Here is a 24,326-nt window from a genome sequence, read left to right as displayed (position 1 = left end):
CCTCATTACGCCTGGCAGGAAGGGAAAAGCGTCAGGTAGACGGCGCGCACATCGTCGGCGGTGACCGCCATCGGCACGTTGTTCATCAGACGCTGGACGTCGAGCGCGGCTTCCACTAACCAGGGCAGGTGATCCGGGCTGATGCCCAGGGCTTCCAGGCTGGCAGGCAGCTGCAGCCGCGCTACCAGCGCGGTGAAGTAGTCGACCAGCGCGTGTGATTTCGCTTCATCGCTTAAACGGACGTCGGCGTCGGGCAGCAGATCATAGGCCTGAGCGAATTTGCTCACCGCCGCCGGACGGACAAAGCGCATGCAGGGAGCCAGCAGGATGGCGTTGGCGACGCCGTGTGGCAGGTGATATCTGCCGCCGAGCGGGTAAGAGAGGGCATGCACCAGATGTGTCCCGGCATGGGCAATCGATGCACCGCCATAATAAGAGGCCCAGAGCATCTCCAGGCGTGCCTGCAAATTTTCTGGCTCGCGCAGGGTGGTTTCGAGATTAGCGAACAGTTTCTTCATCCCAGTCAGCGCATAGTTGTCGCTGACCGGGTTGGCGACATTGGCGGTAAAGCACTCAATCAGATGGCAGAGGGCGTCAATACCGGTTGAAGAGGCGATGTGGGCCGGCATGCTGGTGGTCAGTTCCGGCACCAGGGCCACCACATCGGGCAGCATCACCGGTGAAATAATGCCGACTTTGGTCTCTTTCTCCGGGATCGCCAGGATCGCATTGGGCGTCGCTTCAGAACCCGTGCCTGCGGTGGTGGGGATTAGTATTGAACGGGTACGGCGCTGCGGTTTTTCGCCTGCCAGCAGGGCGTCCAGAGAAGGCGCGGCGTCGATGCACAGCACTGAGAGCAGCTTCGCCACATCCAGCACGCTGCCGCCGCCGATGCCAATCACCATATCGACATGGGGCCGGGAGAGCGTCGCGATAATCGCTGCCACATCATGCTGGCTTGGTTCAGGCGGGACGCTGTTGACCACGCTGATACCCGGAATCTGATCCCGAAGTTGACCCATCAGCGCCTGCACTGCCGGAATCGCCTCAATGTTCCGGTCAGTGACCACGACTGCTGTCGATATCCCCTTCAGCAGATAGCGCATGTCGTTTAACGCCTGATAACCGCTAATCACCGTGCTGTTAATGTTCATCTCATACCCTTATTTCTGTCCTGTCTGAGCAGATGATTAATCTTGCTCAGCGCAATGCGAAGTCAGTCACTCTCAGTGGCTAATTTTATAAGGCATATCGATTTCGATTAATTTGAACTTGCTCACATATAATCAATCATGATTGAATATAATCAAATGCAGCGGCAATCGCCTGACAGGAGTGAGGATGGGCTCATCATTATGGAAAACCCCGGTGCTGGTCATCGCCGATGACTTTACCGGTGCCAACGATGCGGGTAGCGGACTGGCACAGGCTGGCGCCCGCGTACATGTGCTGTTTGGCACTAAGGCACCGTTGCCAGACGACGCTGCGGATGTGCTGGTTATCAGCACCGACAGCCGGGCAGTCAGCGCCAGCCAGGCCGCAGAGCGCGTCGCTCAGGTGGTGCAGCACTTCGCCGCACAGCTTCGGCAGGGCTGGCTGTTTAAAAAGATCGACTCCACGCTGCGCGGCAACGTCGGTGCTGAAACCGTGGCTGCGCTGCGGGCCAGCGGCAAAAGACTGGCGCTGGTTGCGCCGGCCGTGCCACGACTGGGCCGCACCACACGCGAGGGTAAAGTGTGGGTTAATCAGCGTTTACTGACAGACACCGAATTTGCCAGCGATCCGAAAACCCCGATCCTCAGCGCCCACGTACTCGATCAATTGCAGATCGACGGCACGGAGATCGATCTCCCGACGCTGCGCAGCGATCGGCTTGATGCGGTGTTAGCGGCGGCGCACGGCGTGGTGGTGGTGGATGCCGAAAATGAAGCCGATCTGGCGCGACTGATAATCGCTGCGGCGCGGCTGACAGAGAAGCCGCTGCTGGTGGGAGCAGCCGGGTTAAGCGATGCGCTGGGCGCAGCGCTCTCTGTTCGCCCGTCGCGGCCCGTGCTGGCGGTAGTGGGATCGATGAGCAGCAGCGCGCAGCAGCAGATCGCCACGCTGCTTAACCAGCGGGCAGTTGAGATCGTGGATGTCGATATCCGTCAGCTGTTTCAGCAGCCCGCCTGGCCTGACCGGGATCGCTGGATCGAACAGGCTGCCGCCGCACTGCGTGCCGGTCGCCATACGGTGATCCGCACCTGCCAGCATGAATCCCAGCGTCACGACATTGAGCATCTCAGCCAGCAGCACAGCGTGACCCGCCAGCAGCTGGGCGAAGCGATCAGTCTGTTGCTGGGCGAAATGACTCACAGCCTGTGCCGGACACAACTGCCGCATGCGCTCTATCTGTCGGGAGGCGACGTGGCGATTGCCGTTGCCCAGGCACTGGGGGCCAGCGGCTTTAAAATTCAGGGTCTGGTGGCGGGCTGTGTGCCGCACGGGGTTCTGCTTAACAGTGAATTTACTCTGCCGGTGATGACCAAAGCGGGTGGCTTTGGTGATGAAAATACCCTGGTAGCAGCCATTGGTTTTATTGAGGAGAAGTCGAGTGAGTAAAATTATTGCGATCACCATGGGCGATCCGGCGGGCATCAGCCCGGAAATCATCATTAAGTCACTCTCTGAAGGTGAGCTGAATGGCATCCCTGCGGTGGTGATAGGCTGTGCCAGTACGCTGCGCCGCATTATGGCAATGAACATTACGCCACAGGCCGAGCTGCGGGTGCTGGACCGGGTGCAGGATGCGCGGTTTGCGCCCGGCATCATCAACGTCATCGATGAGCCCCTGGCCGATCCCGACGCGCTGAAACCTGGCGTGGTGCAGAAAGAGGCGGGAGATCTGGCATGGCGTTGCGTGAAGCGTGCTACCGAGCTGGCACTGGCGGGCGACGTGCATGCCATTGCCACCGCGCCGCTGAACAAAGAGGCGCTGCATGCGGCGGGCCATCTCTATCCTGGTCACACCGAACTGCTGGCGCATCTTACCGGGACCAAAGATTACGCCATGGTCCTCTACACCGATAAGCTGAAAGTGATTCATGTCACGACCCACATTGCGCTGCGTAAGTTCCTGGACACGCTGAACCAGACGCGCATCAAGACCGTGATTGCTATGGCAGACACTTTCCTGCGTCGTGTCGGTTACAGCGCCCCGCGTATCGCCGTGGCGGGCGTAAATCCGCACGCCGGAGAGAACGGCCTGTTTGGCGATGAGGAGATCACCACCGTGGCGCCCGCTATTGAGGCGATGAAAGCGCAGGGGATTGATGTCTACGGGCCTTGTCCGCCGGACACGGTGTTCCTGCAGTGCCAGGATGGACGGTATGACATGGTGGTCGCGATGTACCACGATCAGGGGCATATTCCGCTTAAACTGCTGGGCTTTTATGATGGCGTCAACATCACCGCAGGCCTGCCGTTTATCCGCACCTCTGCTGACCATGGCACCGCATTTGATATCGCCTGGACAGGTAAAGCGAAGTCTGACAGCATGGCGATCTCTATTAAACTCGCGATGCAGCTCGCATAGGGATATATGAAGGGACAGAGCCGTCTTGACCAGATTATGGATTACCTGAAAAGCCATAATCTGGTGACTGTTGAGCAACTGGTCAGTGCGATTTCCGCCTCACCCGCCACGATTCGCCGTGATTTGATTAAGCTGGATAAAGAGGGCGTGATCAGCCGCAGTCATGGCGGCGTTACCCTGAATCGTTTTATTCCTGCCCAGCCGACCACGCTGGAGAAGATGCAGCGTAACCTGGCCGAGAAGCAGGCGATTGCAGAATGTGCCGCCAGCTTTGTCCGGGCGGGCGATGCGGTCGTGCTGGATGCAGGCACCACCATGCTGGAGCTGGCGCGGCAGCTTACGCATCTGCCGCTGCGGGTGATCACTGCCGATCTGCACATTGCACTGTTTTTGTCTGAGTTTAAGCAGATCGAAGTGACGATTATCGGCGGACGTATCGACGACTCCAGTCAGTCCTGTGTGGGCGAACATGGACGGCGGTTGCTGCGCAGCATCAATCCCGATATCGCCTTTGTCAGCTGTAACTCCTGGAGCCTTGAGCGCGGCATTACCACGCCGACTGAGGAGAAAGCGGGGCTGAAACACGATCTTCTGGCCAATGCGGCTCGCCGGGTCTTGCTGGCGGACAGCAGTAAATATGGCTCCTGGTCGCTATTCTGCGCTTCTCCGGTGGATGACCTGACCGATGTGGTGACCGATAGCCGGTTAGATGAGGCTGTCTGCCGCACGCTGCGCGAGCGCGGGATTACGCTGGCGCTGACCTCCGCCTGAACAGAACGCGCCGTGTTGCTCTGACCTGATCAGCAGGACGAGAACAGCACTGCGCGTTTATCTTTAACTCTCGCCGTTAAACGCGCCGTTATCGTGCGTAGGTATCATTTTCTTCACGCGTAATCGCGGGTGCGTCCACCGTAACCCGTTCAAACCTCAGATTATTTACGCCCGCTATTTTGCCAAACTCCTGCGCCTGCAGCGTGATATCGCTAAAACTCAGCTGCTCAATCGGATTTTCCGGCGTGCCTTCAATAAAGAAGGCGCGGGAAAAGGTCGCGGGCTGAGTCAGGCTGCTGCTGATATGGCTGATGCGGATATTCTCTAATCTCGTCAGTCCGGCATCGCCCGTGACGCCCGCAGCCAGCTTACGCCAGTGCGGAGGCTGTTCTGTGTCGCCAGGCTGCTCGCTGTAGCTGTATTGTGGGAACCAGTTCAGCTGCAGCATAAACGGATAGCCGACATCTTCCATCATCAGATGGCGAACAATGATGTTTTTAATCCAGCCGCCGCGATTGCGGGCTGACTTGATGCGGAAGCCGACGCCGGTGCCGGAGAAGCGGTTATGTTCGATGATGACATTTTCGATACCGCCAGAGGTTTCACTGCCCAGAGTGATGCCCGAGCCTTTCAGCAATGTGCAGTCGCGAATAATAATATCGCGCGCGGTTCTGGCCAGCTGTTGCGCTTCTGCGCCGCGCCCCGATTTCACGCAGATATTGTCGTCATTACAGGAGACCGTACAGCCCTCAACGCGAACTAACTGACTGGAGTCGATATCAATGCCGTCAGTGCTGGGGCCGGTGGCGTTCATCACATTGAGTCTCTGCAAATTAACCTGTTTCGAGTAACAGACGTGCAGGTTCCAGAAGCCGGAATCCTGTGAGGTAAAGTCCTGCAGCGTCACGCATTCGCTCTGATAAACCACCAGATTACGCGGGCGCCTGCAGTCGTAATCCACCACCCAGCGCAGCCCGCGGTGGGTATAGTCCGCCAGCATTCCGCTGTTTTCATCGTCGCCCCAGAACTTATGCCACCAGACCGCGCCCTGGCCATCGAGAGTGCCGCTGCCGCAGACGGTGACATTGCGACACTGATTGATGTTAAGCATTGCTGCGGGCCAGACCATATCAATCCCCGCCACGCGGGTAGCGATTTCCGGATAATCCTCCAGCCGCTGGCTGCCGAGCAACACGGCATCTTTTGCCAGCTCCAGCGTCATCTCACTTTTCAAAAACAGCGCGCCAGTCAGAAAGCGGCCTGCCGGGATTAGCACCGTGTCGCCTTCTGCTGCGCTGTCGATCGCGCGCTGTATCGCCGGAGTGGAAAGTGAGGTGGCGTCCGGGACGGCATCGAAATCAATGATGTTAATTCTTGCCATTTTTTTGCCTGTCGTGGATTAATAAATAAGCGTTCAGCGCTGAAAGTAGCACGCCCGGACAGGAAAATTATTGCTGGCGATCAGGGAATTCCGGCGGTTGCCGTGATGAAAAAGCAGGGGGAACAAGAGGGAAGGAGACGCGCAGGTTATGAGCTATAACGCTGCGCGCCTGATAATCAGAGGGTCTTCAGGCCCACTGAGGGGATATTTCTGCCGTAGTAGATCTCGCGCATCTCTTTCCAGAGCAGATCGGTAATGCGCTTGTGCTCCTGCGGAGTGAGATCTTCCGGGCGGGTGTTAAACAGGTAGTGTTTAAGGTCGAACTCTTTCAGCAACATCTTGGTATGAAAGATGTTTTCCTGATAGACATTCACATCCACCATGTCATACATCGCTTTCATATCTTCAGACATGAAGTTCTGAATCGAATTGATCTCGTGATCGATGAAGTGCTTCATCCCTTTCACGTCACGGGTAAAACCGCGCACCCGGTAATCGACGGTGACAATATCGGACTCCAGCTGATGGATCAGATAGTTCAGCGCTTTCAGGGGCGAAATGACGCCACAGGTTGAGACTTCAATGTCTGCACGGAAGGTGCACAGACCGCCTGCCGGATGGCTCTCCGGATAGGTGTGCACGCAGATATGACTTTTATCGAGATGAGCCACCACCGAGTTGGGCAGCGGACCGGGGTGCTCTGAGTTATCTATATCTTTCGGATCGATCGGCTCTTCGCTGACCAGAATCGTGACGCTGGCCCCCTGCGGCTCATAATCCTGGCGCGCAATGTTGAGCACGTTAGCCCCGATAATGGAGCAGGTCTCGGTCAGGATTTCCGTCAGACGGTTAGCGTTATATTGTTCGTCAATGTAGGCGATGTAACCATCGCGTTCAGCTTCAGTATTCGCATAGCAAATATCGTAAATACAAAAACTCAGGCTTTTCGTCAGGTTGTTGAAGCCATGTAGTTTTAGCTTTTGCAATTTCGTTCACCCCCTTAGAAATGCACTATCAGCACGCGGCAGATAACGCATTCAACAGATATTGCGGCAGGGCAAAGCTGCCGGTATGGATTGCTGGCGTGTAATAACGGCAGGTCAGGCCAGCGGCCTCGAAACGCGCCTTTAAGGTCGCGGTGTCGAGCTGGCGCAGCGCCGGATTATCACTCGCCCAGGCAAAGGTCATAATGCCGCCGTAGTAGGTCGGAATCGCCGCCTGATAGAAACTGACGTCCGCAAAGTAATGTCCCAGCTTGCGATGGCTGTTAACGGCCTCCTCCTGCTGCAGGAAACAGACGCCATTTTGCGCCACAAAGATGCCATTTTCATTAAGGGCCGCTTTGCATCCGGCATAAAATTCCGAGGTAAACAGACTCTCACCCGGACCAATCGGATCGGTGCAGTCGGAGATAATGACATCAAACTTTTCCTGCGTCTGATTAACGAAGTTCACCCCGTCATCAATTACCAGCGTAAAGCGCGGATCGTCATAGGCACCCGCGCTGTGGTTCGGCAGATACTGGCGGCAAAAGGTCACCACGCCCGCATCGATCTCCACCATGGTAATCTTTTCGATCCCGGGATGACGTGACACTTCACGCAGCATGGCGCCGTCACCGCCGCCAATGATCAGAACGCTCTTCGCCGCGCCGTGCGCCAGCAGCGGAACGTGGGTCATCATTTCATGGTAGATAAATTCGTCGCGTTCGGTGGTCTGAACGACGCCGTCCAGCGCCATTACGCGGCCCATCGCGGCATTTTCGAAAATGATTAAATCCTGATGCGCAGTCTTCTCACGGTACAGCTCTTTATCAACCGTGAAATACTGGCCAAAACCGGCATGAAGGGTTTCATACCACGTTTCATTGTGGGCCATGGTGCTCTCCTCTGATGACATCGCCATGAAGATGGGCGGCATATGATAGCTAACACTGACCGTGGTTGCACGGTCAATGTCCGGCTGCAGAGGGAAGAATCGTTACCTGACGTAGGCCAGCAGGCTCAGCGAATCGCGGGCCAGTGACTTGCACTTTTTGTCGTTGGTGATGGCGATGCCGCTGAGATCGCGATAGCTATCTTCACCCAGCGCTTTCATGTTGTAGTTGCTGTAGTTGCTTAAATCCCAGCGGTTCTGCTGAGCAAAAAAGACCAGCGCTTTGCGAATCTGCGCGTCCGGTAAATCCTGATAGCCACAATCATTTTTCAGATAGACGAAAACCGCCGTGAGATCGGCCAGATCTTCCGCTTCGGATTCGCTCAGGGCAAAACTGGTGGAGGAGAAGCCAAGGAGTCCCGTCAGCAGCAGGATCCTGATACTTTGCTTCATAGTCGTTCTCTTCAATGGATATTGTTAATGACGTTAGCACAGTTGCTCTCAGGTTTTCGATTAATTTGCCGCTGTGGGCTGCTGCACCGCCTTTTTTTCGTCAGATTCGCACGGTCAGGACTTGACCTTCCCATAAGGTCAGGGTTTAGGCTGTGCGCTCTGATGCCACAAGGATGATCACCATGCAACGTCGCCATTTCCTGAAACTTACTGCCGCACTGAGTGCAGCCGGAGCATTGCCGCTCTGGAGCCGTTCGCTGATGGCAGCCACCCGTCCGCTGCTGCCGATTCCGTCTCTGCTGGAACCCGATGCCAGGGGCAGCTACAGCCTCACCGCGATGCAGGGTACCACCCAGTGGAACGGCAAAGCGGTGCCGACCTGGGGCTATAACGGCAGCCTGCTGGGGCCGGTGCTGAAAATGCAGAGTGGCAAACCGGTGACGGTGAACATTCATAACCGGCTCAGCGAAGCGACCACCCTGCACTGGCACGGGCTGGAAATCCCTGGTGCAGTGGATGGCGGCCCGCAGGCGGTGATTGCGCCTGGCGGCTCGCGTCAGGTCTCTTTTACGCCCGATCAACCCGCCGCAACCTGCTGGTATCACCCGCATCTGCATGGCAAGACCGGGCATCAGGTGGCTCAGGGGCTGGCGGGACTGATCATGCTGGAAGATAAAGAGAGCGGAACGCTGCGATTGCCCTCGCAGTGGGGGGTGGATGATGTGCCGCTGATTTTTCAGGATAAGCAACTGACCAAAGATGGCAGCCGCATTGATTATCAGCTCGACGTGATGCGCGCCGCGGTGGGCTGGTTTGGCGACATGATGCTGACCAACGGCGTGCACTATCCGCAGCATGCGGTGCCGCGCGGCTGGCTGCGTCTGCGTCTGCTCAACGGCTGCAATGCTCGTTCGCTGCATGTTGCCGCCAGTGATAAACGTCCTCTCTACGTGATCGCCAGCGATGGTGGCCTGCTGGCCGAGCCGGTAAAGCTCGACTCGCTGCCGATCCTGCCGGGCGAGCGTTTTGAGGTGATGATCGATACTTCTGACGGTAACAGCTTCGATCTGGTGACGCTGCCGACAGAGCAGATGGGCATGACGCTGCCGCCGTTTGACCAGCCGCTGCCCCTGGTGCAGATCCTGCCGCTGCGGGTGATGGCCAGCGGCACGCTGCCGGATCAGCTGGCGACGCTGCCAGCGCTGCCCTCAACCGACGGCCTGACGACACGCTGGCTGCAGCTGATGATGGACCCGCAGCTGGACCAGCAGGGCATGCAGGCGCTGATGCAGCGCTACGGCGAGAAAGCGATGGGCAAGGGCGGTCATCACACGATGCCGGAAAAAACGTCTGCCGAGCCGATGCCACCAATGGAAAATATGGCAAGCATGGATCACAGCATGCACGGCAATACGCCGCCCGCCGGTTACGATTTCCGCAACGGCAATAAGATTAATGGCCAGGCCTTTGATATGACGAAGCCGTCGTTTGCGGTGAAGCTGGGTGATTACGAGAAGTGGACGATTTCAGGTGAGGGCGACGCGATGCTGCACCCGTTCCACATTCACGGTACCCAGTTCCGTATTCTTTCAGAAAACGGCAAACCGCCAGCCCCGCACAGGCAGGGCTGGAAAGATATGGTGAATGTCGACGGCTGGCGCAGCGAAGTGCTGGTACGCTTCAACTATGTCGCCGCCGCAGAACACGCTTACATGGCCCACTGCCATCTGCTGGAGCATGAAGACACCGGCATGATGCTGGGCTTTACCGTCAGCTGATTACGCTTGCTCCAGCGCCAGCTTCACATCTTCAATCAGGTCGCCGGCGTTTTCGATGCCAATCGACAGCCGCACCGTGGCGTCAGTGATCCCAATACGCTGACGCACCGCCTGCGGCACGCCGGAGTGGGTGGTGCTGCCAGGATGGCTGGCCAGCGACTCGGTTCCGCCCAGGCTTACCGCCTGCTTAAACAGCGACAGCGCATTAAGAAAACGGAACGCAGCGGGCTGATCGCCGACGATATCAAATGAGAAGGTCGAACCGGCACCGCTGCACTGCTCGCGATAAGTTTTCCCTTCGGCGCTCTCCGCATCCAGATAGGGCAGCCAGTGCAGCTTCGCCACTTTCGGGTGATCGCGCAGAAACGCCGCGACCGCTTCCGCATTCTGCCAGGCTTTCTCCATGCGTAGCGACAGCGTTTCCAGCGAGCGGCTGAGCATCCAGCTTGAGTGCGGATCCAGCTGCGTGCCGATTGCGCTGCGCAGGGCGCGCACTTTCGCCATCAGCGCTTTACTGCCCATCGCCGCGCCTGCAATCAGGTCAGAGTGACCGCCAACATACTTGGTCAGTGAGTAGAGCGACAGGTCAGCGCCCAGCGTCAGCGGCTGCTGGAACAACGGGCCGAGCAGCGTGTTGTCACAGGCGATAATTGGTCGTGAACCCTGCTGCTGGTCGATCTCATCAGCGATACGCGCCATCAGACGGATATTAACCAGGCTGTTGGTAGGATTCGCTGGCGTTTCAATCAGGATCACCGCTACCCGGCCCTGGGCCATCGCCTGCTGAGCGGCTTCACGCACTTTGACTTCATCATTGCCGTCGCTGAAACCCACCGCTTTGATGTCCAGATTGTGCAGCGTCTTGCTAAGCAGGGTTTCGGTGCCGCCATACAGCGGCTGGGAATGCAGGATCACCTCGCCCGGACGGGCAAACGTCAGCAGGGCAGTGGAGATGGCGGCCATACCGGAAGAGAAGAGCGAACAGCTCTCCGCCTGCTCATAGACCGCCAGCCGATCTTCTACAATTTCGCTGTTAGGGTGGTTAAAGCGGGAATAGACCAGCCCACCCGATTTGCCTTCCGGCGGCTCACGTCGGCCAGAGACGTAATCAAAGAAATCCCGTCCCTCTTCGGCGCTGTCAAAGACAAAGGTCGAGGTCAGAAACACCGGCGGCTTCACCGCACCCTCAGAGAGGCGGGGATCATAGCCATAGTTCAGCATCTGGGTTTCCGGGTGCAGCGGCCTGTCGCCGATATGCGTTTTTTTGCTTGAAGATGAAGTCATTGTGATCTCCGGCCAGCGGCGCGAGTAGGGTAACGATCTGTTGGATAAAGGCTACCATGCAGCGAATCATGCTGGTAAATGCCAGAATGTTCTAAGGTAATGCGCATTTCAGCGAGCCGCAGGCGGCGGGTAATAATTTTCGCGACGTAATCGTTTGCTTATGGGGCCGCGCAGCCGTCGCTGCTGCGTCTGTGATAGACTCCGGGGCTTTTCTGACGTAACCGGGCTGAACGCAATGAAACACACTGTTGAAGTGATGATCCCTGAACAGGCAATCGCCACGCGCATCGCTGAACTGGGCAAAGAGATTAACGACCACTACCGCGACAGCGGCAGCGATATGGTGCTGGTGGGGCTGCTGCGCGGCTCCTTTATGTTCATGGCTGATCTCTGTCGCGCCATCGATGTGCCGCATGAAGTCGACTTTATGACGGCTTCCAGCTACGGCAGCGGGATGTCCAGCACGCGTGATGTGAAAATCCTGAAAGATCTGGATGAAGACATTCGTGGCAAGGATGTGCTGATCGTCGAAGATATCATCGACTCCGGCAACACCCTGAGCAAAGTGCGTGAGATTCTGCAACTGCGTCAGCCAAAATCCCTGGCGATCTGTACGCTGCTGGATAAGCCAGAGCGCCGTGAAGTCGAAGTGAACGTCGAATATGTCGGCTTTGCGATTCCGGACGAGTTCGTGGTGGGCTTTGGTATCGACTATGCTCAGCACTATCGCCATCTGCCTTATATCGGCAAAGTGGTGCCGCTGGAATCCTGATACCGCTCTACCGCACATTCTTCCAAGGCCTGCACCGGTTGCCTGGTGTAGGCTATGCCGCGCTTTACGCTGCGACAGGCTCAGGCCTCGCCGTTCTTCCGCAGATTAGCAATGCCGTGGCGGTAGCGCTGTTCGAGGATCTCCCGGCTGTTTGCTGTCACATCAAGGTTACGCAGACAGCCGTCCTGAATGCCGTATACCCAGCCGTGCAGGGAGACATCCTTACCGCGTTTCCAGGCAGATTGCAGTACGGTCGAGTGCCCCAGGTTGTAGACTTGTTCAATAACGTTGATTTCGCACAGTTTGTCCAGGCGCTTATCCGGCGGGAGTTCCCCCAGCAACACGCTATGCTTGTACCAGAGGTCGCGGATGTGCAGCAGCCAGTTGTCGATTAATCCCAGCTCCGGGTTATCCATCGCCGCCTGCACGCCGCCGCAGCCGTAATGGCCGCAGACGATAACGTGTTCCACTTCCAGCACTTCGATAGCGTACTGCACCACGGACAGACAGTTCAGGTCGGTGTGGATAACCAGATTGGCCACGTTGCGGTGAACAAAGAGTTCGCCGGGTTCCAGTCCGGTCAGACGTTCGGCAGGAACACGGCTGTCAGAACAGCCAATCCACAGGAAGCGCGGTTTTTGTGCCTGGGCGAGCCGCTCAAAAAAGCTGGGATCTTCTTCAACCAGTAATTTTGACCATTCGCGGTTGTTTCTGATCAGGGTGTTGATGTCTGTCATGGTGTTGAGCGACCGGTTACTGCGCAGAGTGCGCGCGCGTACTATATGACAGGGCCTGATAAATTTAAACGGCATTGCAATGCCATCAAAACAGGGTATGGATGCAGAATGACTTATGCACTGGAACTTTCCCGGCTGACCAAGACCTATCCCGGCGGCGTGCAGGCGCTGAAGGGCATCGATCTTAACGTTGAAGCGGGTGACTTTTATGCGCTGCTGGGGCCAAACGGTGCCGGTAAATCGACCACCATCGGAATTATCAGTTCGCTGGTTAACAAATCCGAGGGCAGCGTGCGGGTGTTTGGCTACGATCTCGAAAAAGATGTGGTGAATGCCAAGCGCCAGCTCGGCCTGGTGCCGCAGGAGTTTAACTTCAACCCGTTTGAGACGGTGATGCAAATCGTCGTTAATCAGGCGGGTTACTACGGCGTTGAGCGTCGTGAAGCCAATGAACGGGCAGAAAAGTATCTGAAGCAGCTCGATCTGTGGGGAAAACGCGCTGAACGTGCACGCATGCTTTCCGGCGGGATGAAGCGTCGCCTGATGATCGCCCGTGCGCTGATGCATGAGCCTAAGCTGCTGATTCTGGATGAACCCACCGCTGGCGTGGATATCGAACTGCGACGCTCGATGTGGGTGTTCCTGAAAGATCTCAATGCCAAAGGCACGACCATTATTCTCACTACCCATTATCTGGAAGAGGCGGAGATGCTGTGCCGCAACATCGGCATCATCCAGAGCGGTGAGCTGGTGGAGAACACCTCAATGAAAGGGCTGCTCTCCAAGCTCAAATCAGAAACCTTTATCCTGGATCTGGCACCCCGCAGTCCGCTGCCCACGCTGGAAGGGTTCCAGTACCGGCTGACCGATACCTCAACGCTCGAAGTGGAAGTGCTGCGTGAGCAGGGGCTCAACAGCGTCTTCAGCCAGCTTAGCGCGCAGGGTGTGCAGGTGCTGAGTATGCGTAATAAAGCCAACCGCCTTGAAGAGCTGTTTGTGGGTCTGACGACGCAGGGAAAAACAGGAGCAAAAGCATGACACATCTCTACTGGGTGGCGCTGAAGAGCATCTGGGCCAAAGAGGTTAACCGTTTCGCCCGCATCTGGATCCAGACGCTGGTACCGCCGGTCATCACCATGACGCTCTATTTCATCATTTTTGGCAACCTGATCGGGTCGCGCATCGGTGAGATGCACGGCTTTAGCTATATGCAGTTCATCGTGCCGGGATTGATTATGATGGCGGTCATTACTAACGCCTATGCCAACGTGGCGTCGTCGTTCTTCAGCGCCAAGTTCCAGCGCAACATTGAAGAGCTGCTGGTCGCGCCGGTGCCGACCCACATCATTATTGCCGGTTATGTTGGCGGCGGGGTGGCGCGTGGTGTCTGCGTGGGTATTCTGGTGACGGCCATTTCGCTGTTCTTTGTGCCGTTCCACGTGCATTCCTGGACAATGGTGGCGGTCACGCTGCTGCTGACCGCGATTCTGTTTTCACTGGCAGGTCTGCTGAACGCTGTCTTCGCGCGCACGTTTGACGATATCAGCCTGATCCCGACCTTTGTGCTGACGCCACTGACTTATCTGGGCGGCGTATTCTATTCGCTGAGTCTGTTGCCGCCGATCTGGCAGGCTGTTTCCAAACTCAATCCAATCGTTTATATGATTAGCGGATTCCGTTATGGCTTCCTCGGCATTAATGATGTGCCGCTGGTGTTTACCCTCTCGGTGCTGGTGGCCTTTATTCTGGTGTTCTACTGGCTGGTCTATGCGCTGATACAGCGCGGGCGCGGATTACGCACCTGACGTTAAGCTGAATGGTAAGGGCCACGCTGCGATAAGGGCGTGGCTTTTTTTTGGGTGGAGAGTAAATCACGCTGACTACGGTTCTGACTGGCCTTAAAAATCACCCTGAAATCGACTTGCGATTAAAAAGTCATCGAAGCCGATGACAACCAAACCGGTTTAATTACTGCAGCAGAAATGAAAAGGGCCGCCCGTTTTAACGGCGGCCCTTTTTTAATCAGGTTTTAATCAGGCGATCTGCACCGGCAGCGCTTTCGCCAGACGCTTCATCTGGTTGTCACCTTCAAAATAGGCGACCTTAGGCTGCCACTGACGCGCTTCGGCATCGTCTACCTGCACATAGGAGCAGATAATTAAAATATCGCCTTCGCAGGCGCAGCGGGCGGCCGCACCGTTGACCGAGATGATTTTCGAGCCACGCTCAGCCGCGATAGCGTAAGTGGAAAAGCGCTGACCGTTGGTGACGTTATAAATATCGATCGCTTCATATTGCAGAATGCCGGAAGCATCCAGGAAATCCTGATCGATAGCGCAGGAACCTTCATAATTGAGGTCCGCCTGCGTCACCTTCACGCGGTGCAATTTGCCTTGCAGAACTGTGCGAATCATAGCCAGAAACCTTGTCAGAGAAATAAAATAACCTGCAGCGGGATGAATTACTGCGTCAGGTCAACGGTTTGATTATCAATCAGGCGGGCCTTGCCCAGCCAGGCGGCCATCAGCACCACCGCGCGCTGGCTGTCCACCGTCAGCGGTTGCAGCGTTTCCGCATCACAGATCGCCAGGCCATCAGGACGCAATCCCTGCGCCAGCAGTGCCTCACCGGCTGCCTCAATGATCTCGTCAATATGACGCTCGCCATTCTCCAGCTGCGTCGCCATCTGATGCATCACCTGGCTCAGGGCCGGTGCCAGCTTACGCTCATCTGCCGTCAGGTAGCCGTTGCGCGAACTCAGCGCCAAACCATCTTTAGCGCGCACCGTAGGCACACCAACAATCTCAATGTCGAAGCCCATATCGGCCACCATCTTACGAATGATAGCCAGCTGCTGAAAATCCTTTTCACCGAAACAGGCAATATCGGGCTGTACCAGATTAAACAGTTTGCTGACGATAGTGGCTACACCGCGAAAATGGCCTGGACGGGTGGCCCCTTCCAGCAGGGAAGAGAGCACCGGCACCTCAACAAAGGTCTGATTCTGCGCGCCCTGCGGATAGACTTCAGCAGGTGAGGGGGCGAAGACGACATCAACCTGGTGGCGATTCAGCTTTTCACAATCTTCCTGCAGCGTGCGCGGGTAGCGCGCTAAATCATCGGCGCGATCGAACTGCATCGGATTGACAAAGATCGAGACAATCACGATGTCGCCGCGCGCCCGTGCTTCATCCACCAGCGTCAGATGGCCTTCATGCAGGTTGCCCATGGTCGGCACCAGCGCAATGCGTTTACCCTGCAGACGCCAGCGACGGACTTCCTGGCGCAGCATCAGCAGCGTTTCAATGATCAACACGGTGACTCTCCTGGATTACTGGAAACTGTGCTCTGCCGCCGGATAGGTTCCGGCCTCGACTTCGGCGATATAGTGGCGAATCGCCGCGCGAACATCGCCGGTCTCCGCCAGGAAATTTTTGGCAAATTTGGGAATGTGGCCGCCGGTCACGCCCAGCGCGTCATGCATCACCAGAATCTGACCATCAGTGACATTGCCGGCACCGATGCCGATCACCGGTATGGTGAGCGCGTCGGTAATCCGCTGCGCTACCGACACCGGCACGCACTCCAGCACCATCAGCTGTGCACCTGCGGCTTCCAGCGCCAGCGCATCGGACAGCAGCTGCTCTGCACCGGCTTCATCCCGGCCCTGCACTTTATAGCCGCCAAAGATATTGACCGACTGCGGTGTCAGGCCCAGATGACCACACACCGGAACGGCCCGCTCGGTCAGCATCTGCACGGTCTCAGCCAGCCAGCTCCCGCCTTCCAGTTTCACCATGTTAGCACCGGCACGCATCAGCTGCGCGGCGTTGTCAAAGGTCTGCTGTGGCGTGGCATAACTCATAAACGGCAGGTCGGCGAGCAGCAGTGCCTGTGGTGCGCCACGGCGCACGGCGGCGGTGTGATAGGCGATGTCGCTGACCGTGACCGGCAGGGTGGAATCATGTCCCTGCACCGTCATCCCTAAAGAATCACCAACCAGCAGCACCTGAATGCCTTCATCGGCAAACAAGCGGGCAAAACTGAAATCGTAGGCGGTCAGGGTCGCGAATTTTTTACCGCTGGCTTTCGCCTGACGCAGATGTGAAATCGTGGTGGGTTTCATGGCGCTCTCAACTCAGGAATTCTGATGGGCGCAGTTTACTGGATAGCGTGAAAGAGCGGAATCAGAGATGTGCGTTTGTCTGCTCAGCCGTGCCACAGCACGATGCTGCTGCTGTCGAGGGTTGCCAGGATTGTACTGAGTGCGCGACCGTCGGGCAGGCGGGCGTCTGGCGCAATCGCCAGCAGGGGCACCAGCATAAACGCGCGATTCAGCAGATCATAGTGCGGCACAATCAGCCGCTCCGTGTTGATTTGCGTCTCGCCAAACAGCATCAGATCGATATCCAGCGTGCGCGGACCCCAGCGTTCTGCCTTGCGCACCCGACCATGCTCCCGCTCGATCCGCTGGGTATGGTCAAGCAGCGCTTCTGCACTGAGATCGGTCTCCAGCGCCACGGCGGCATTGAGAAAATCGGGCTGATCGGGCGGGCCATAAGGCGGCGTGCGGTAGAATGGCGAGGTAGCGATGCGTTGCGTCTGCGGCAACGCATCCAATGCGGTCAGCGCTGCATCAACCTGATGCAGCGGATCGGCCAGGTTACTGCCTAACGCGAGGTAAACCCGTGTCATGAGACGTTCTGGTTGTCACGACGCGGCGCGGAAGGGCGGCGGCGCGGACGACGCGATTTATTACGCGGCACCGGATCGTCACCCAGGTTATTGAGCATGTTTTTCTGATGCGGCGGCGCAGCTACCTGGAATTCACCCCACCACTGACTCAGGCGCAGCAGTTCCGGGTTATTTTCCACTTCCGCCCGCAGCGCCAGCAGATCGTAAGCGGCGCGGAATTTCGGATGCTCCATCAGTTTCCAGGCGCGTTTACCGTGACGGCGGGACATACGTAACTGCAGCAGCCAGATATCGCGAATTAGCGACGTAATACGTTTTGGAATCGCCAGCGCACGGCAGGCTTCGTCCAGCGTATCGTTCATCGCCATCGCAAAAGCTTCGAAGTAGGTCAGGCCACTCTCCTGCGCAATGCGTTCTGCCGTTTCAAGTTGCGGATACCAGAACATTGCGGCAAACAGGAACGCCGGGTTAACGCGCATGTCGTTGTGAATGCGGTTATCGGTGTTTTTCAGCACCTGCGCCAGCATCCGCTCCATGTGACTGTCGCTGTTTTCTGTGAAGTTGCGCGCCAGCGTCGGGAACAGTGGCTGGAACAGCTGATATTCACACAGCTTGAGATATGTGCTGTAGCCGTAGCCAGCCTGCAACATCTTCAGCGATTCTTCAAACAGGCGAGCAGGCGGAATATCACGCAACAGCGAGGCCAGACGTGGAATTGGCTCGGCGGTTTCCGGCGCAATGCTCATATTGAGCTTGGCGGCAAAGCGTGCGACGCGCAGCATGCGGACCGGATCTTCGCGGTAGCGGGTTTCCGGATCGCCAATCAGGCGAATGATGCCCTGTTCGAGATCGCTGATGCCGCCGACATAGTCACGCACGCTGAAATCAGCCACGCTGTAGTAGAGGCTGTTTATGGTGAGATCGCGTCGCTGGGCATCATCTTCGATAGAGCCGAAGATGTTGTCGCGCAGCAGCATGCCGCTCTGTGCACGCTGCGAGCTGTTGCGATCCTCTTCCGGCTCTTCCGCCTGATGATGTCCACGGAAGGTGGCAACTTCGATCACTTCCGGGCCAAACATCACGTGCGCCAGACGGAAACGACGGCCAACCAGGCGACAGTTGCGGAACAGCTTACGCATCTGCTCAGGCGTGGCATTGGTGGTCACGTCGAAATCTTTGGGTTTTTGCCCCAGTAGCAAATCGCGCACGCCACCGCCTACCAGATAGGCTTCATAACCGGCTTTGTTCAGGCGATAGAGCACTTTGAGGGCATTTTCGCTGATGTCTTTACGTGAGATGGTATGGCTTTCACGAGGGATGATGGTCATCAGACGCTCTGGTTCAACCTCTGCTGGGGCTTCCTCTTCATCACGCTTCAGGACTTTCCGGCAAAAATTAGCTACTCGGGTAAAAATGGGACACCTCGACAGTGGCAATTAGGGTGTAGGTAAAATCAGCGGCTAATCATAGCCTGTTGAGAACCGTTTGAGAATGCTGTTGTCTATGCATCCGGTTTCAGGGCGTTCTCTTGCGGCATCAAAGCGATATTCCACTGCGACACCGCATCAGACAGCAGTTTGTCCTGCGTTAAGTCCTGCCAGCCGCCTGAAACCGGCTGTCCGAGGAAGCGTAACGCCGCTACCAACAGGGGTCTGGCATCGTCATCCGGCAGCGCAGGTGCATGATTCTGCTTCGACAACTTATGGCCATCGTGGTTAAGCGCCAGCGGCAGATGCAGCCAGTCAGGCACCGGCCAGCCAAATTGCTGGTAAAGCGCAATCTGTCGCACCGTCGGCTCAATCAAATCTGCGCCGCGAACCACTTCGGTAATGCCCTGAAAATGATCATCGACGACGACCGCCAGGTTATAGGCAAACAGGCCATCACGGCGGTGAATAATAAAATCTTCCTGTGCCAGACGTCTGTCCGCCTCCACACGGCCACGCAGACGATCGTCAAACGCAAAGACCGGCGCATGCTGGCGTAAACGCAGCGCGGCATTCTCCGGTCCGCGTTGCCGTTCACGGCAGTAACCATCATAGAAACCGCCAATCTGCTGAATGCGACGCCGGGGGCAGGTGCAGTAATAACTCTGACGATGCTGCTGCAGCCAGGCCAGCGCGTCACGGTAGGCCTTATGACGTTGTGACTGCCACAGCACCTCGCCATCCCACTTTAAACCGTAGTGCTCCAGCTGATGCAGGATACGGCTGGCGGCACCCGGCACTTCCCGTGGCGGATCGATATCTTCAATCCTCACCCGCCAGACGCCGTTTTGCGCACGAGCGCTCAGGTAACTGCCCAGGGCAGCAATCAGCGATCCGAAGTGGAGTTCACCAGAGGGAGAAGGGGCGAAGCGACCGATACAGGAGGATGACATAGGTTTCAGAAGTGACCACGCAGCGGACAAAACAGCAGTTGTTCCACTGCGTGGTAACAGGCTGGACGCGGCATCAGCCGGCCATTTGCTTCTCACGAATTTCTGCTAACGTCTTACAGTCGATGCAGAGATCGGCAGTAGGACGGGCTTCGAGACGGCGGATACCAATCTCAACGCCACAGGAATCGCAATAGCCGAAGTCGTCATCTTCAACTTTCTTCAGCGTCTTCTCGATCTTTTTGATCAGTTTACGTTCGCGATCGCGGTTACGTAGCTCCAGGCTGAACTCCTCTTCCTGCGCGGCACGGTCAACCGGGTCCGGGAAGTTAGCGGCTTCATCCTGCATATGAGAAACGGTACGATCGACTTCGTCCCGTAATTGATTACGCCAGGCTTCCAGAATCTTGCGAAAATGGGTCAGCTGCGCATCATTCATATACTCTTCGCCAGGCTTCACCTGATAAGGTTCAACGCCAGCAATAGAGAGAATACTCAGGGACGATGTTTTACGGTTTTGACCTTCTTGCATGTTGCTTCTCCTGGATAACACGCACTATACCCTTCGAATTTCGTCTCGCAGGGGCCTTGCTGCCAGCCTGCATTTGACGTCTGCGGGGTACATCGATCCCCCATTGGGGAAAAAAACAGGCCGCTATAAATAACAGAAGCAGTCAGGGTTGGCAATTCTTCATGAACACACCTTGACAAGCCTGTGAGGAACAGCGTAATTGGCCCTTAGCTCAGAACATTCTTAACACATAAAATTGCAAAAGATATTACAAGGTTACGTTGATCGGCGATTTAAGAAACATTCCCTCCGCCGATAAGTCTGCCTGATACGCTAAAACCTCTACGCCCTCCTGCTGCGCCTGAGCCAGTTGTTCTGCATACGCCACATCAATGTGCCGTGCCGGGGAAACGTCCTCAATCCCCGAGTGCAAAACGGCAAACAACAAAACGGCCCGATGACCCTCTGCCGCAACTGTCGCCAGTTCACGCAGGTGTTTCTGTCCTCGAATCGTCACCGCATCCGGAAAATAACCTTTTCCTTCATGTAGAAGGGTTACGGATTTCACCTCAATATAGCAGTTGCGCCGGGCCTCTGCTTTGAGCAGGAAATCAATTCTGCTTTTTTCAGTGCCATATCTCACTTCCGCCTGACGATGCGTATAACCAGCCAGCGCCGGCAGCCGATCGTGCTCCAGCGCCTCAGCCACCAGTTGGTTGGCGCGCAGCGTATTCACGCAGATCCAGTGGCCCTGTTGGGTTTCGGTCAGCTCCCAGCTGTGGGGGTATTTGCGCGTCAGGCTGTCGGACGTCGAATACCAGACCCGATCGCCCGGCGTGGCGCAGCCGGTCATGGCGCCGGTATTGGCGCAGTGAATCGTCAGAACGTCGCCCTCTGGCGTCACCACATCGGCCAAAAAACGTTTGTATCGGGCGATCAGACGGGCGGGTTTAAGGGGCGGAGAGAAGTGCATGTGGATCCTGAGAATGTAATGGCCAGCTTGCCAGGGCGCGATAGCGGGTGCGGCCCCGGGCATATTCAGAGGCGAACAGAGAAAAGGTAGAGACGCGAAAACGCCAGTGAAAGCCGCGCGGCGGTAACGTCACCGGCTGCGTGGCGTGGCGTAACAGCGTGATGTGCGGATGAAACGGCTGGGGGCTCTGGTAACAGCCATGCCGGGCGGCTTGGGCCCGCAGCAGGCTGGCGAGCTGCAACAGACCGCGTGGCGCGCGCTGGCAGCCGAGCCAGACCACGCCGGGGCGCGGCCAGTGTCCGGCATCATCAAGGTCGAGATCAAAACCGGGCTGTACAATACGCGAGGCCAGCGTCTGCAGGCGCTGTGAGATTTCCGGCGCAACTTCACCCAGAAACGCCAGCGTCAGGTGCAGATTCGCCGCGACCACCGGCTGGCCCGCCTCCGCAGGAAAGGTATCGGCCCGCCAGCGCACCAGCTCTTGCTGCATCTCGTCAGGCAGGCTGATGGCAAAAAATAAGCGTTGTGTCGCCATGGCGCTCTCCGGCAAATATCACGGATGGATGCTACAATGCGCGCCATCTTAGCACAGGCAGAAGCGGAGTTTGCTGTGAGCGATTTACCGGTCAGCGCGGTGCTGCCTGACATTCTGGCGGCGCTGAGTGACGCCTCTCAAATCCTGCTGGCCGCACCCACGGGGGCGGGCAAATCGACCTGGCTGCCGCTGCAGTTGTTACAGCAGGCGGCGCTGCCGGGACGGATCATCATGCTGGAGCCACGTCGGCTGGCGGCGCGTAATGTGGCGCAGCGGCTGGCGGAGCAACTCGGCGAGCAGCCGGGTGGCACGGTGGGATTCCGGATGCGTGGCGAAAGCTGCGTCGGGCCACAGACCCGGCTGGAGGTGGTGACCGAAGGGATGCTCACGCGCATGCTTCAGCACGATCCGATGCTGGAGGGCGTGTCGCTGGTGATCCTTGATGAATTTCACGAGCGCAGCCTGCATGCCGATCTGGCGCTGGCGCTGCTGCTTGATGTACAGCAGGGGCTGCGCGACGACCTTAAAATCATGCTGATGTCCGCCACGCTGGACAATGCCCGGCTGGCGGCGCTGCTGCCGGATGCGCCACTGATCGTCTCAGAGGGGCGCAGCTATCCGGTTGAGCGGCGTTACGCGTCACTGAATCAGAATGTGCGTTTTGAAGAGGCGGTCGCGCGTGAAGTTGCCCAGCTGCTGCGGGATGAGAGCGGTTCGCTGCTGCTGTTTCTGCCGGGTGTGGCGGAGATCGAACGGGTGAAGCGCGAGCTGGAATCACGCATCAGTGACGACGTTGATCTGACGCCGCTCTATGGCGCACTGCCGCTGGCGGCGCAGCGCCGGGCAATTCTGCCTGCCGCCGCCGGCCGCCGCAAAGTGGTGCTTGCCACCAATATCGCCGAAACCAGCCTGACCATTGAGGGGATTCGGCTGGTGGTCGACAGTGCGCTGGAACGCAGCGCACTGTTTGACGCCCGCAGCGGCGTGACGCGTCTGCAGACCCAGCGAGTCAGCCAGGCATCGATGATCCAGCGAGCGGGTCGCGCCGGGCGACTGATGCCGGGGCTCTGCCTGCATCTGGTGCCGCAGGAGCAGGCATCACGAGCGGCGGCGCAGAGTGAACCAGAAATCGTTAACAGCGATCTCTCGTCACTGTGGCTGGATCTGCTGCAGTGGGGCTGTACCCAGCCGCAACAGCTGCAGTGGCTGGATCAGCCGCCCGCCAGAAATCTGGATGCGGCGCAGAAGCAGCTGACCCGACTGGGAGCACTGGACAACAACGGCCTGCTCAACACGCTGGGACGGCGCATGGCGCAGCTGGGATGTGATCCCCGACTCGCCGCCATACTGTGTGCCGCAGGCGATGAGCCGGATGCGGTCGCCAGCGCCGCGCTGCTGGTGGCGATTCTGGAAGATCCTCCCCGCAGCGGCAGCGCCGACCTGCGTGATGCGCTGCATCGGCCGCAGGCGCAATGGCAGCGGCGGGCGCAGCAGTGGCAGCAGCGGCTTAAGATCCGTGGCGGGCGCATCGATGAAGATCGTTTCGCCGGATTGCTGGCGGTGGGCTTTGGCGATCGGCTGGCGCGGCGACGCGATCAGAGTGGTCGCTATCAGCTGGCCAACGGGCTGGGCGCCAGACTCGATGAGCAGGATGGCCTGACGCGCAATGAATGGCTGATTGCGCCTGCTCTGTTGCAGGGCAGTGCCACACCAGATGCCCGGATGTTGCTGGCACTGCCGGTGAATATTGAAACGCTGTGCCAGCAGCAGCCTGCGCTGATTGAGCGACGGACCGAAGTGGAATGGGACGAAGAGAAAGGCACGCTGCGTGCGTTCAGACGTGAGCAGATTGGCGCGCTGATACTGAAAACTCAGCCGATGGCGCGCCCGGAACCGGAGGTGCTGCACGCGGCCATGCTGCGCTGGATCGCCGAAAAAGGTCTGTCGGTACTGGGCTGGACGCCGGACGCCGAACAGCTGCGTCTGCGCATCCAGTGTGCGGCCCGGTGGCTGCCGGAAGAGAGCTGGCCCGCGACCGATGATGAAACGCTGCTTGAGAGCCTGTCGCAGTGGCTGTTGCCGCAGATGTCAGCGGTGCGCGATCTCCGCAGCCTGCAGGCAGTGAACCTGACCACGGCGCTCTTACATTTACTCACATGGTCACAGCGTCAGCGGCTGGATACTGTGCTGCCAACTCATTACACTGTGCCCACCGGAAGCCGGCTGCCAATCCGCTACGATGCGGAGAAGCCGCCCGCGCTGGCGGTCAGGATTCAGGAGATGTTTGGCGAGGCGCAGAATCCCACCGTAGCGGAAGGACGTATTCCGCTGGTGCTGGAGCTGTTATCGCCCGCCCAGCGGCCGTTGCAGATCACCCGCGATCTGGCGGCGTTCTGGCGCGGTGCCTGGCCGGAGGTCAGGAAAGAGATGAAGGGACGTTATCCTAAACATCCCTGGCCCGAGGATCCGGCCACTGCCTTGCCAACAAGGCGAACCAAAAAAATGTCCCCGCAGGGTTGAGTCCGCTGGTTCGAATTCAGAGGGTTCTGCCATGCGGCACGCGAGAAAGCAGTTAGAGTAGCGGCGCTGCCGTAAGCACTGCCTGGAGAA

At 57.7% G+C, this 24,326-nt stretch carries 24 protein-coding genes; 8 read left to right on the top strand and 16 right to left on the bottom strand.

The window, feature by feature from the left end:
- Window positions 1-5: 5 nt before the first annotated feature.
- Window positions 6-1,154 carry an iron-containing alcohol dehydrogenase gene (locus ACR8BN_RS15695; protein ID WP_143789958.1) on the bottom strand — a complete coding sequence of 383 codons (1,149 nt, stop codon included), beginning with the start codon at window positions 1,152-1,154 and terminating at the stop codon, window positions 6-8.
- 187 nt (window positions 1,155-1,341) lie between these two features.
- On the opposite strand from ACR8BN_RS15695, the gene dtnK reads away from it, so the two are divergent.
- From dtnK to ACR8BN_RS15680, 3 genes are read left to right on the top strand one after another with little or no spacing between them, the layout of a single operon-like run.
- Window positions 1,342-2,601: a D-threonate kinase gene (dtnK, locus tag ACR8BN_RS15690; protein WP_434747095.1), complete on the top strand. Its 1,260-nt coding sequence runs from the start codon at window positions 1,342-1,344 to the stop codon at window positions 2,599-2,601.
- Window positions 2,594-3,574, top strand: a complete 981-nt coding sequence (locus ACR8BN_RS15685) for a D-threonate 4-phosphate dehydrogenase (RefSeq protein ID WP_191922660.1) — start codon at window positions 2,594-2,596, stop codon at window positions 3,572-3,574. The genes dtnK and ACR8BN_RS15685 overlap by 8 nt, the downstream gene beginning before the upstream one ends.
- A gap of 6 nt (window positions 3,575-3,580) precedes the next feature.
- Complete coding sequence (locus tag ACR8BN_RS15680; RefSeq protein WP_033756597.1) at window positions 3,581-4,345, top strand: DeoR/GlpR family DNA-binding transcription regulator; 765 nt, start codon at window positions 3,581-3,583, stop codon at window positions 4,343-4,345.
- 88 nt (window positions 4,346-4,433) lie between these two features.
- Here ACR8BN_RS15680 and ACR8BN_RS15675 read toward each other — a convergent pair whose 3' ends face one another.
- The 4 genes from ACR8BN_RS15675 to ACR8BN_RS15660 all read right to left on the bottom strand — a co-directional run bounded on the left by ACR8BN_RS15675 (window position 4,434) and on the right by ACR8BN_RS15660 (window position 8,054).
- Complete coding sequence (locus ACR8BN_RS15675; protein ID WP_434747094.1) at window positions 4,434-5,726, bottom strand: glycoside hydrolase family 28 protein; 1,293 nt, start codon at window positions 5,724-5,726, stop codon at window positions 4,434-4,436.
- 176 nt (window positions 5,727-5,902) lie between these two features.
- Entirely contained in the window at window positions 5,903-6,712 is an 810-nt protein-coding gene (speD, locus tag ACR8BN_RS15670) for an adenosylmethionine decarboxylase (RefSeq protein ID WP_010253978.1), read from the bottom strand.
- A gap of 28 nt (window positions 6,713-6,740) precedes the next feature.
- A complete protein-coding gene (gene speE, locus ACR8BN_RS15665; RefSeq protein WP_083070542.1) occupies window positions 6,741-7,604 on the bottom strand; it encodes a polyamine aminopropyltransferase in 864 nt (287 codons plus the stop codon).
- 102 nt (window positions 7,605-7,706) lie between these two features.
- Entirely contained in the window at window positions 7,707-8,054 is a 348-nt protein-coding gene (locus ACR8BN_RS15660) for a YacC family pilotin-like protein (RefSeq protein WP_003854673.1), read from the bottom strand.
- Between the two features lie 182 nt (window positions 8,055-8,236).
- Between ACR8BN_RS15660 and cueO the strand changes: the two genes are divergently transcribed.
- On the top strand, window positions 8,237-9,832 hold the full coding sequence (cueO, locus tag ACR8BN_RS15655) for a multicopper oxidase CueO (RefSeq protein ID WP_434747093.1): 1,596 nt from the start codon (window positions 8,237-8,239) through the stop codon (window positions 9,830-9,832).
- Here the strand turns inward: cueO and ACR8BN_RS15650 are convergent, their stop codons facing one another.
- On the bottom strand, window positions 9,833-11,116 hold the full coding sequence (locus tag ACR8BN_RS15650) for a cystathionine gamma-synthase family protein (RefSeq protein WP_010671844.1): 1,284 nt from the start codon (window positions 11,114-11,116) through the stop codon (window positions 9,833-9,835).
- A gap of 235 nt (window positions 11,117-11,351) precedes the next feature.
- Here ACR8BN_RS15650 and hpt point away from each other — a divergent pair, with 235 nt between their 5' ends.
- Window positions 11,352-11,888, top strand: coding sequence for a hypoxanthine phosphoribosyltransferase (gene hpt, locus ACR8BN_RS15645; RefSeq protein ID WP_010254010.1), 537 nt, complete (start codon window positions 11,352-11,354; stop codon window positions 11,886-11,888).
- 80 nt (window positions 11,889-11,968) lie between these two features.
- On the opposite strand, the gene can is transcribed toward hpt, so the two are convergent.
- Window positions 11,969-12,625: a carbonate dehydratase gene (can, locus tag ACR8BN_RS15640; RefSeq protein WP_029519477.1), complete on the bottom strand. Its 657-nt coding sequence runs from the start codon at window positions 12,623-12,625 to the stop codon at window positions 11,969-11,971.
- A 108-nt stretch (window positions 12,626-12,733) separates the two neighbouring features.
- On the opposite strand from can, the gene ACR8BN_RS15635 reads away from it, so the two are divergent.
- Complete coding sequence (locus ACR8BN_RS15635) at window positions 12,734-13,663, top strand: ABC transporter ATP-binding protein (protein WP_010254017.1); 930 nt, start codon at window positions 12,734-12,736, stop codon at window positions 13,661-13,663.
- Window positions 13,660-14,430: an ABC transporter permease gene (locus tag ACR8BN_RS15630; RefSeq protein ID WP_010254018.1), complete on the top strand. Its 771-nt coding sequence runs from the start codon at window positions 13,660-13,662 to the stop codon at window positions 14,428-14,430. The genes ACR8BN_RS15635 and ACR8BN_RS15630 overlap by 4 nt, the downstream gene beginning before the upstream one ends.
- A 228-nt stretch (window positions 14,431-14,658) precedes the next feature.
- Here ACR8BN_RS15630 and panD read toward each other — a convergent pair whose 3' ends face one another.
- The 9 genes from panD to thpR form a co-directional block, all read right to left on the bottom strand.
- Complete coding sequence (gene panD / locus ACR8BN_RS15625) at window positions 14,659-15,039, bottom strand: aspartate 1-decarboxylase (protein ID WP_010254022.1); 381 nt, start codon at window positions 15,037-15,039, stop codon at window positions 14,659-14,661.
- A gap of 47 nt (window positions 15,040-15,086) precedes the next feature.
- Window positions 15,087-15,941: a pantoate--beta-alanine ligase gene (gene panC, locus ACR8BN_RS15620; RefSeq protein WP_115757997.1), complete on the bottom strand. Its 855-nt coding sequence runs from the start codon at window positions 15,939-15,941 to the stop codon at window positions 15,087-15,089.
- Window positions 15,942-15,956: 15 nt separating this feature from the next.
- Window positions 15,957-16,751, bottom strand: coding sequence for a 3-methyl-2-oxobutanoate hydroxymethyltransferase (gene panB, locus ACR8BN_RS15615; RefSeq protein WP_069025835.1), 795 nt, complete (start codon window positions 16,749-16,751; stop codon window positions 15,957-15,959).
- A gap of 83 nt (window positions 16,752-16,834) precedes the next feature.
- Window positions 16,835-17,320: a 2-amino-4-hydroxy-6-hydroxymethyldihydropteridine diphosphokinase gene (gene folK / locus ACR8BN_RS15610; RefSeq protein WP_031591236.1), complete on the bottom strand. Its 486-nt coding sequence runs from the start codon at window positions 17,318-17,320 to the stop codon at window positions 16,835-16,837.
- Window positions 17,317-18,735, bottom strand: a complete 1,419-nt coding sequence (gene pcnB / locus ACR8BN_RS15605; RefSeq protein ID WP_203583884.1) for a polynucleotide adenylyltransferase PcnB — start codon at window positions 18,733-18,735, stop codon at window positions 17,317-17,319. Before pcnB ends, folK begins: the two co-directional genes overlap by 4 nt.
- Window positions 18,736-18,821: 86 nt before the next feature.
- Entirely contained in the window at window positions 18,822-19,700 is an 879-nt protein-coding gene (gluQRS, locus tag ACR8BN_RS15600) for a tRNA glutamyl-Q(34) synthetase GluQRS (protein ID WP_434747092.1), read from the bottom strand.
- A gap of 73 nt (window positions 19,701-19,773) precedes the next feature.
- Window positions 19,774-20,229, bottom strand: coding sequence for an RNA polymerase-binding protein DksA (gene dksA, locus ACR8BN_RS15595; RefSeq protein WP_010254035.1), 456 nt, complete (start codon window positions 20,227-20,229; stop codon window positions 19,774-19,776).
- Between the two features lie 247 nt (window positions 20,230-20,476).
- Window positions 20,477-21,181 carry a DNA/RNA nuclease SfsA gene (gene sfsA, locus ACR8BN_RS15590; RefSeq protein ID WP_143991217.1) on the bottom strand — a complete coding sequence of 235 codons (705 nt, stop codon included), beginning with the start codon at window positions 21,179-21,181 and terminating at the stop codon, window positions 20,477-20,479.
- Complete coding sequence (gene thpR / locus ACR8BN_RS15585; RefSeq protein ID WP_031591232.1) at window positions 21,159-21,716, bottom strand: RNA 2',3'-cyclic phosphodiesterase; 558 nt, start codon at window positions 21,714-21,716, stop codon at window positions 21,159-21,161. Before thpR ends, sfsA begins: the two co-directional genes overlap by 23 nt.
- Before the next feature lie 36 nt (window positions 21,717-21,752).
- Here thpR and hrpB point away from each other — a divergent pair, with 36 nt between their 5' ends.
- A complete protein-coding gene (hrpB, locus tag ACR8BN_RS15580) occupies window positions 21,753-24,236 on the top strand; it encodes an ATP-dependent helicase HrpB (RefSeq protein ID WP_434747091.1) in 2,484 nt (827 codons plus the stop codon).
- Window positions 24,237-24,326 lie beyond the last annotated feature (90 nt).

This window comes from Pantoea sp. Lu_F5_004, assembly GCF_051136245.1.
Taxonomy (GTDB): Bacteria; Pseudomonadota; Gammaproteobacteria; order Enterobacterales; family Enterobacteriaceae; genus Pantoea; species Pantoea agglomerans.
The sequence above is the reverse complement of the archived record's forward strand: the minus strand, read 5'-3'. Positions and strand labels throughout refer to the sequence as shown.

Coding starts and splice junctions, on each gene's coding strand:
- ACR8BN_RS15695 (WP_143789958.1), bottom strand. CDS start 1,154: ATGAACATTAACAGCACGGTGATTAGCGGTTATCAGGCGTTAAACGAC.
- dtnK (WP_434747095.1), top strand. CDS start 1,342: ATGGGCTCATCATTATGGAAAACCCCGGTGCTGGTCATCGCCGATGAC.
- ACR8BN_RS15680 (WP_033756597.1), top strand. CDS start 3,581: ATGAAGGGACAGAGCCGTCTTGACCAGATTATGGATTACCTGAAAAGC.
- ACR8BN_RS15675 (WP_434747094.1), bottom strand. CDS start 5,726: ATGGCAAGAATTAACATCATTGATTTCGATGCCGTCCCGGACGCCACC.
- speE (WP_083070542.1), bottom strand. CDS start 7,604: ATGGCCCACAATGAAACGTGGTATGAAACCCTTCATGCCGGTTTTGGC.
- ACR8BN_RS15660 (WP_003854673.1), bottom strand. CDS start 8,054: ATGAAGCAAAGTATCAGGATCCTGCTGCTGACGGGACTCCTTGGCTTC.
- cueO (WP_434747093.1), top strand. CDS start 8,237: ATGCAACGTCGCCATTTCCTGAAACTTACTGCCGCACTGAGTGCAGCC.
- ACR8BN_RS15650 (WP_010671844.1), bottom strand. CDS start 11,116: ATGACTTCATCTTCAAGCAAAAAAACGCATATCGGCGACAGGCCGCTG.
- hpt (WP_010254010.1), top strand. CDS start 11,352: ATGAAACACACTGTTGAAGTGATGATCCCTGAACAGGCAATCGCCACG.
- can (WP_029519477.1), bottom strand. CDS start 12,625: ATGACAGACATCAACACCCTGATCAGAAACAACCGCGAATGGTCAAAA.
- ACR8BN_RS15635 (WP_010254017.1), top strand. CDS start 12,734: ATGACTTATGCACTGGAACTTTCCCGGCTGACCAAGACCTATCCCGGC.
- ACR8BN_RS15630 (WP_010254018.1), top strand. CDS start 13,660: ATGACACATCTCTACTGGGTGGCGCTGAAGAGCATCTGGGCCAAAGAG.
- panD (WP_010254022.1), bottom strand. CDS start 15,039: ATGATTCGCACAGTTCTGCAAGGCAAATTGCACCGCGTGAAGGTGACG.
- panB (WP_069025835.1), bottom strand. CDS start 16,751: ATGAAACCCACCACGATTTCACATCTGCGTCAGGCGAAAGCCAGCGGT.
- folK (WP_031591236.1), bottom strand. CDS start 17,320: ATGACACGGGTTTACCTCGCGTTAGGCAGTAACCTGGCCGATCCGCTG.
- gluQRS (WP_434747092.1), bottom strand. CDS start 19,700: ATGTCATCCTCCTGTATCGGTCGCTTCGCCCCTTCTCCCTCTGGTGAA.
- dksA (WP_010254035.1), bottom strand. CDS start 20,229: ATGCAAGAAGGTCAAAACCGTAAAACATCGTCCCTGAGTATTCTCTCT.
- sfsA (WP_143991217.1), bottom strand. CDS start 21,181: ATGCACTTCTCTCCGCCCCTTAAACCCGCCCGTCTGATCGCCCGATAC.
- thpR (WP_031591232.1), bottom strand. CDS start 21,716: ATGGCGACACAACGCTTATTTTTTGCCATCAGCCTGCCTGACGAGATG.
- hrpB (WP_434747091.1), top strand. CDS start 21,753: ATGCGCGCCATCTTAGCACAGGCAGAAGCGGAGTTTGCTGTGAGCGAT.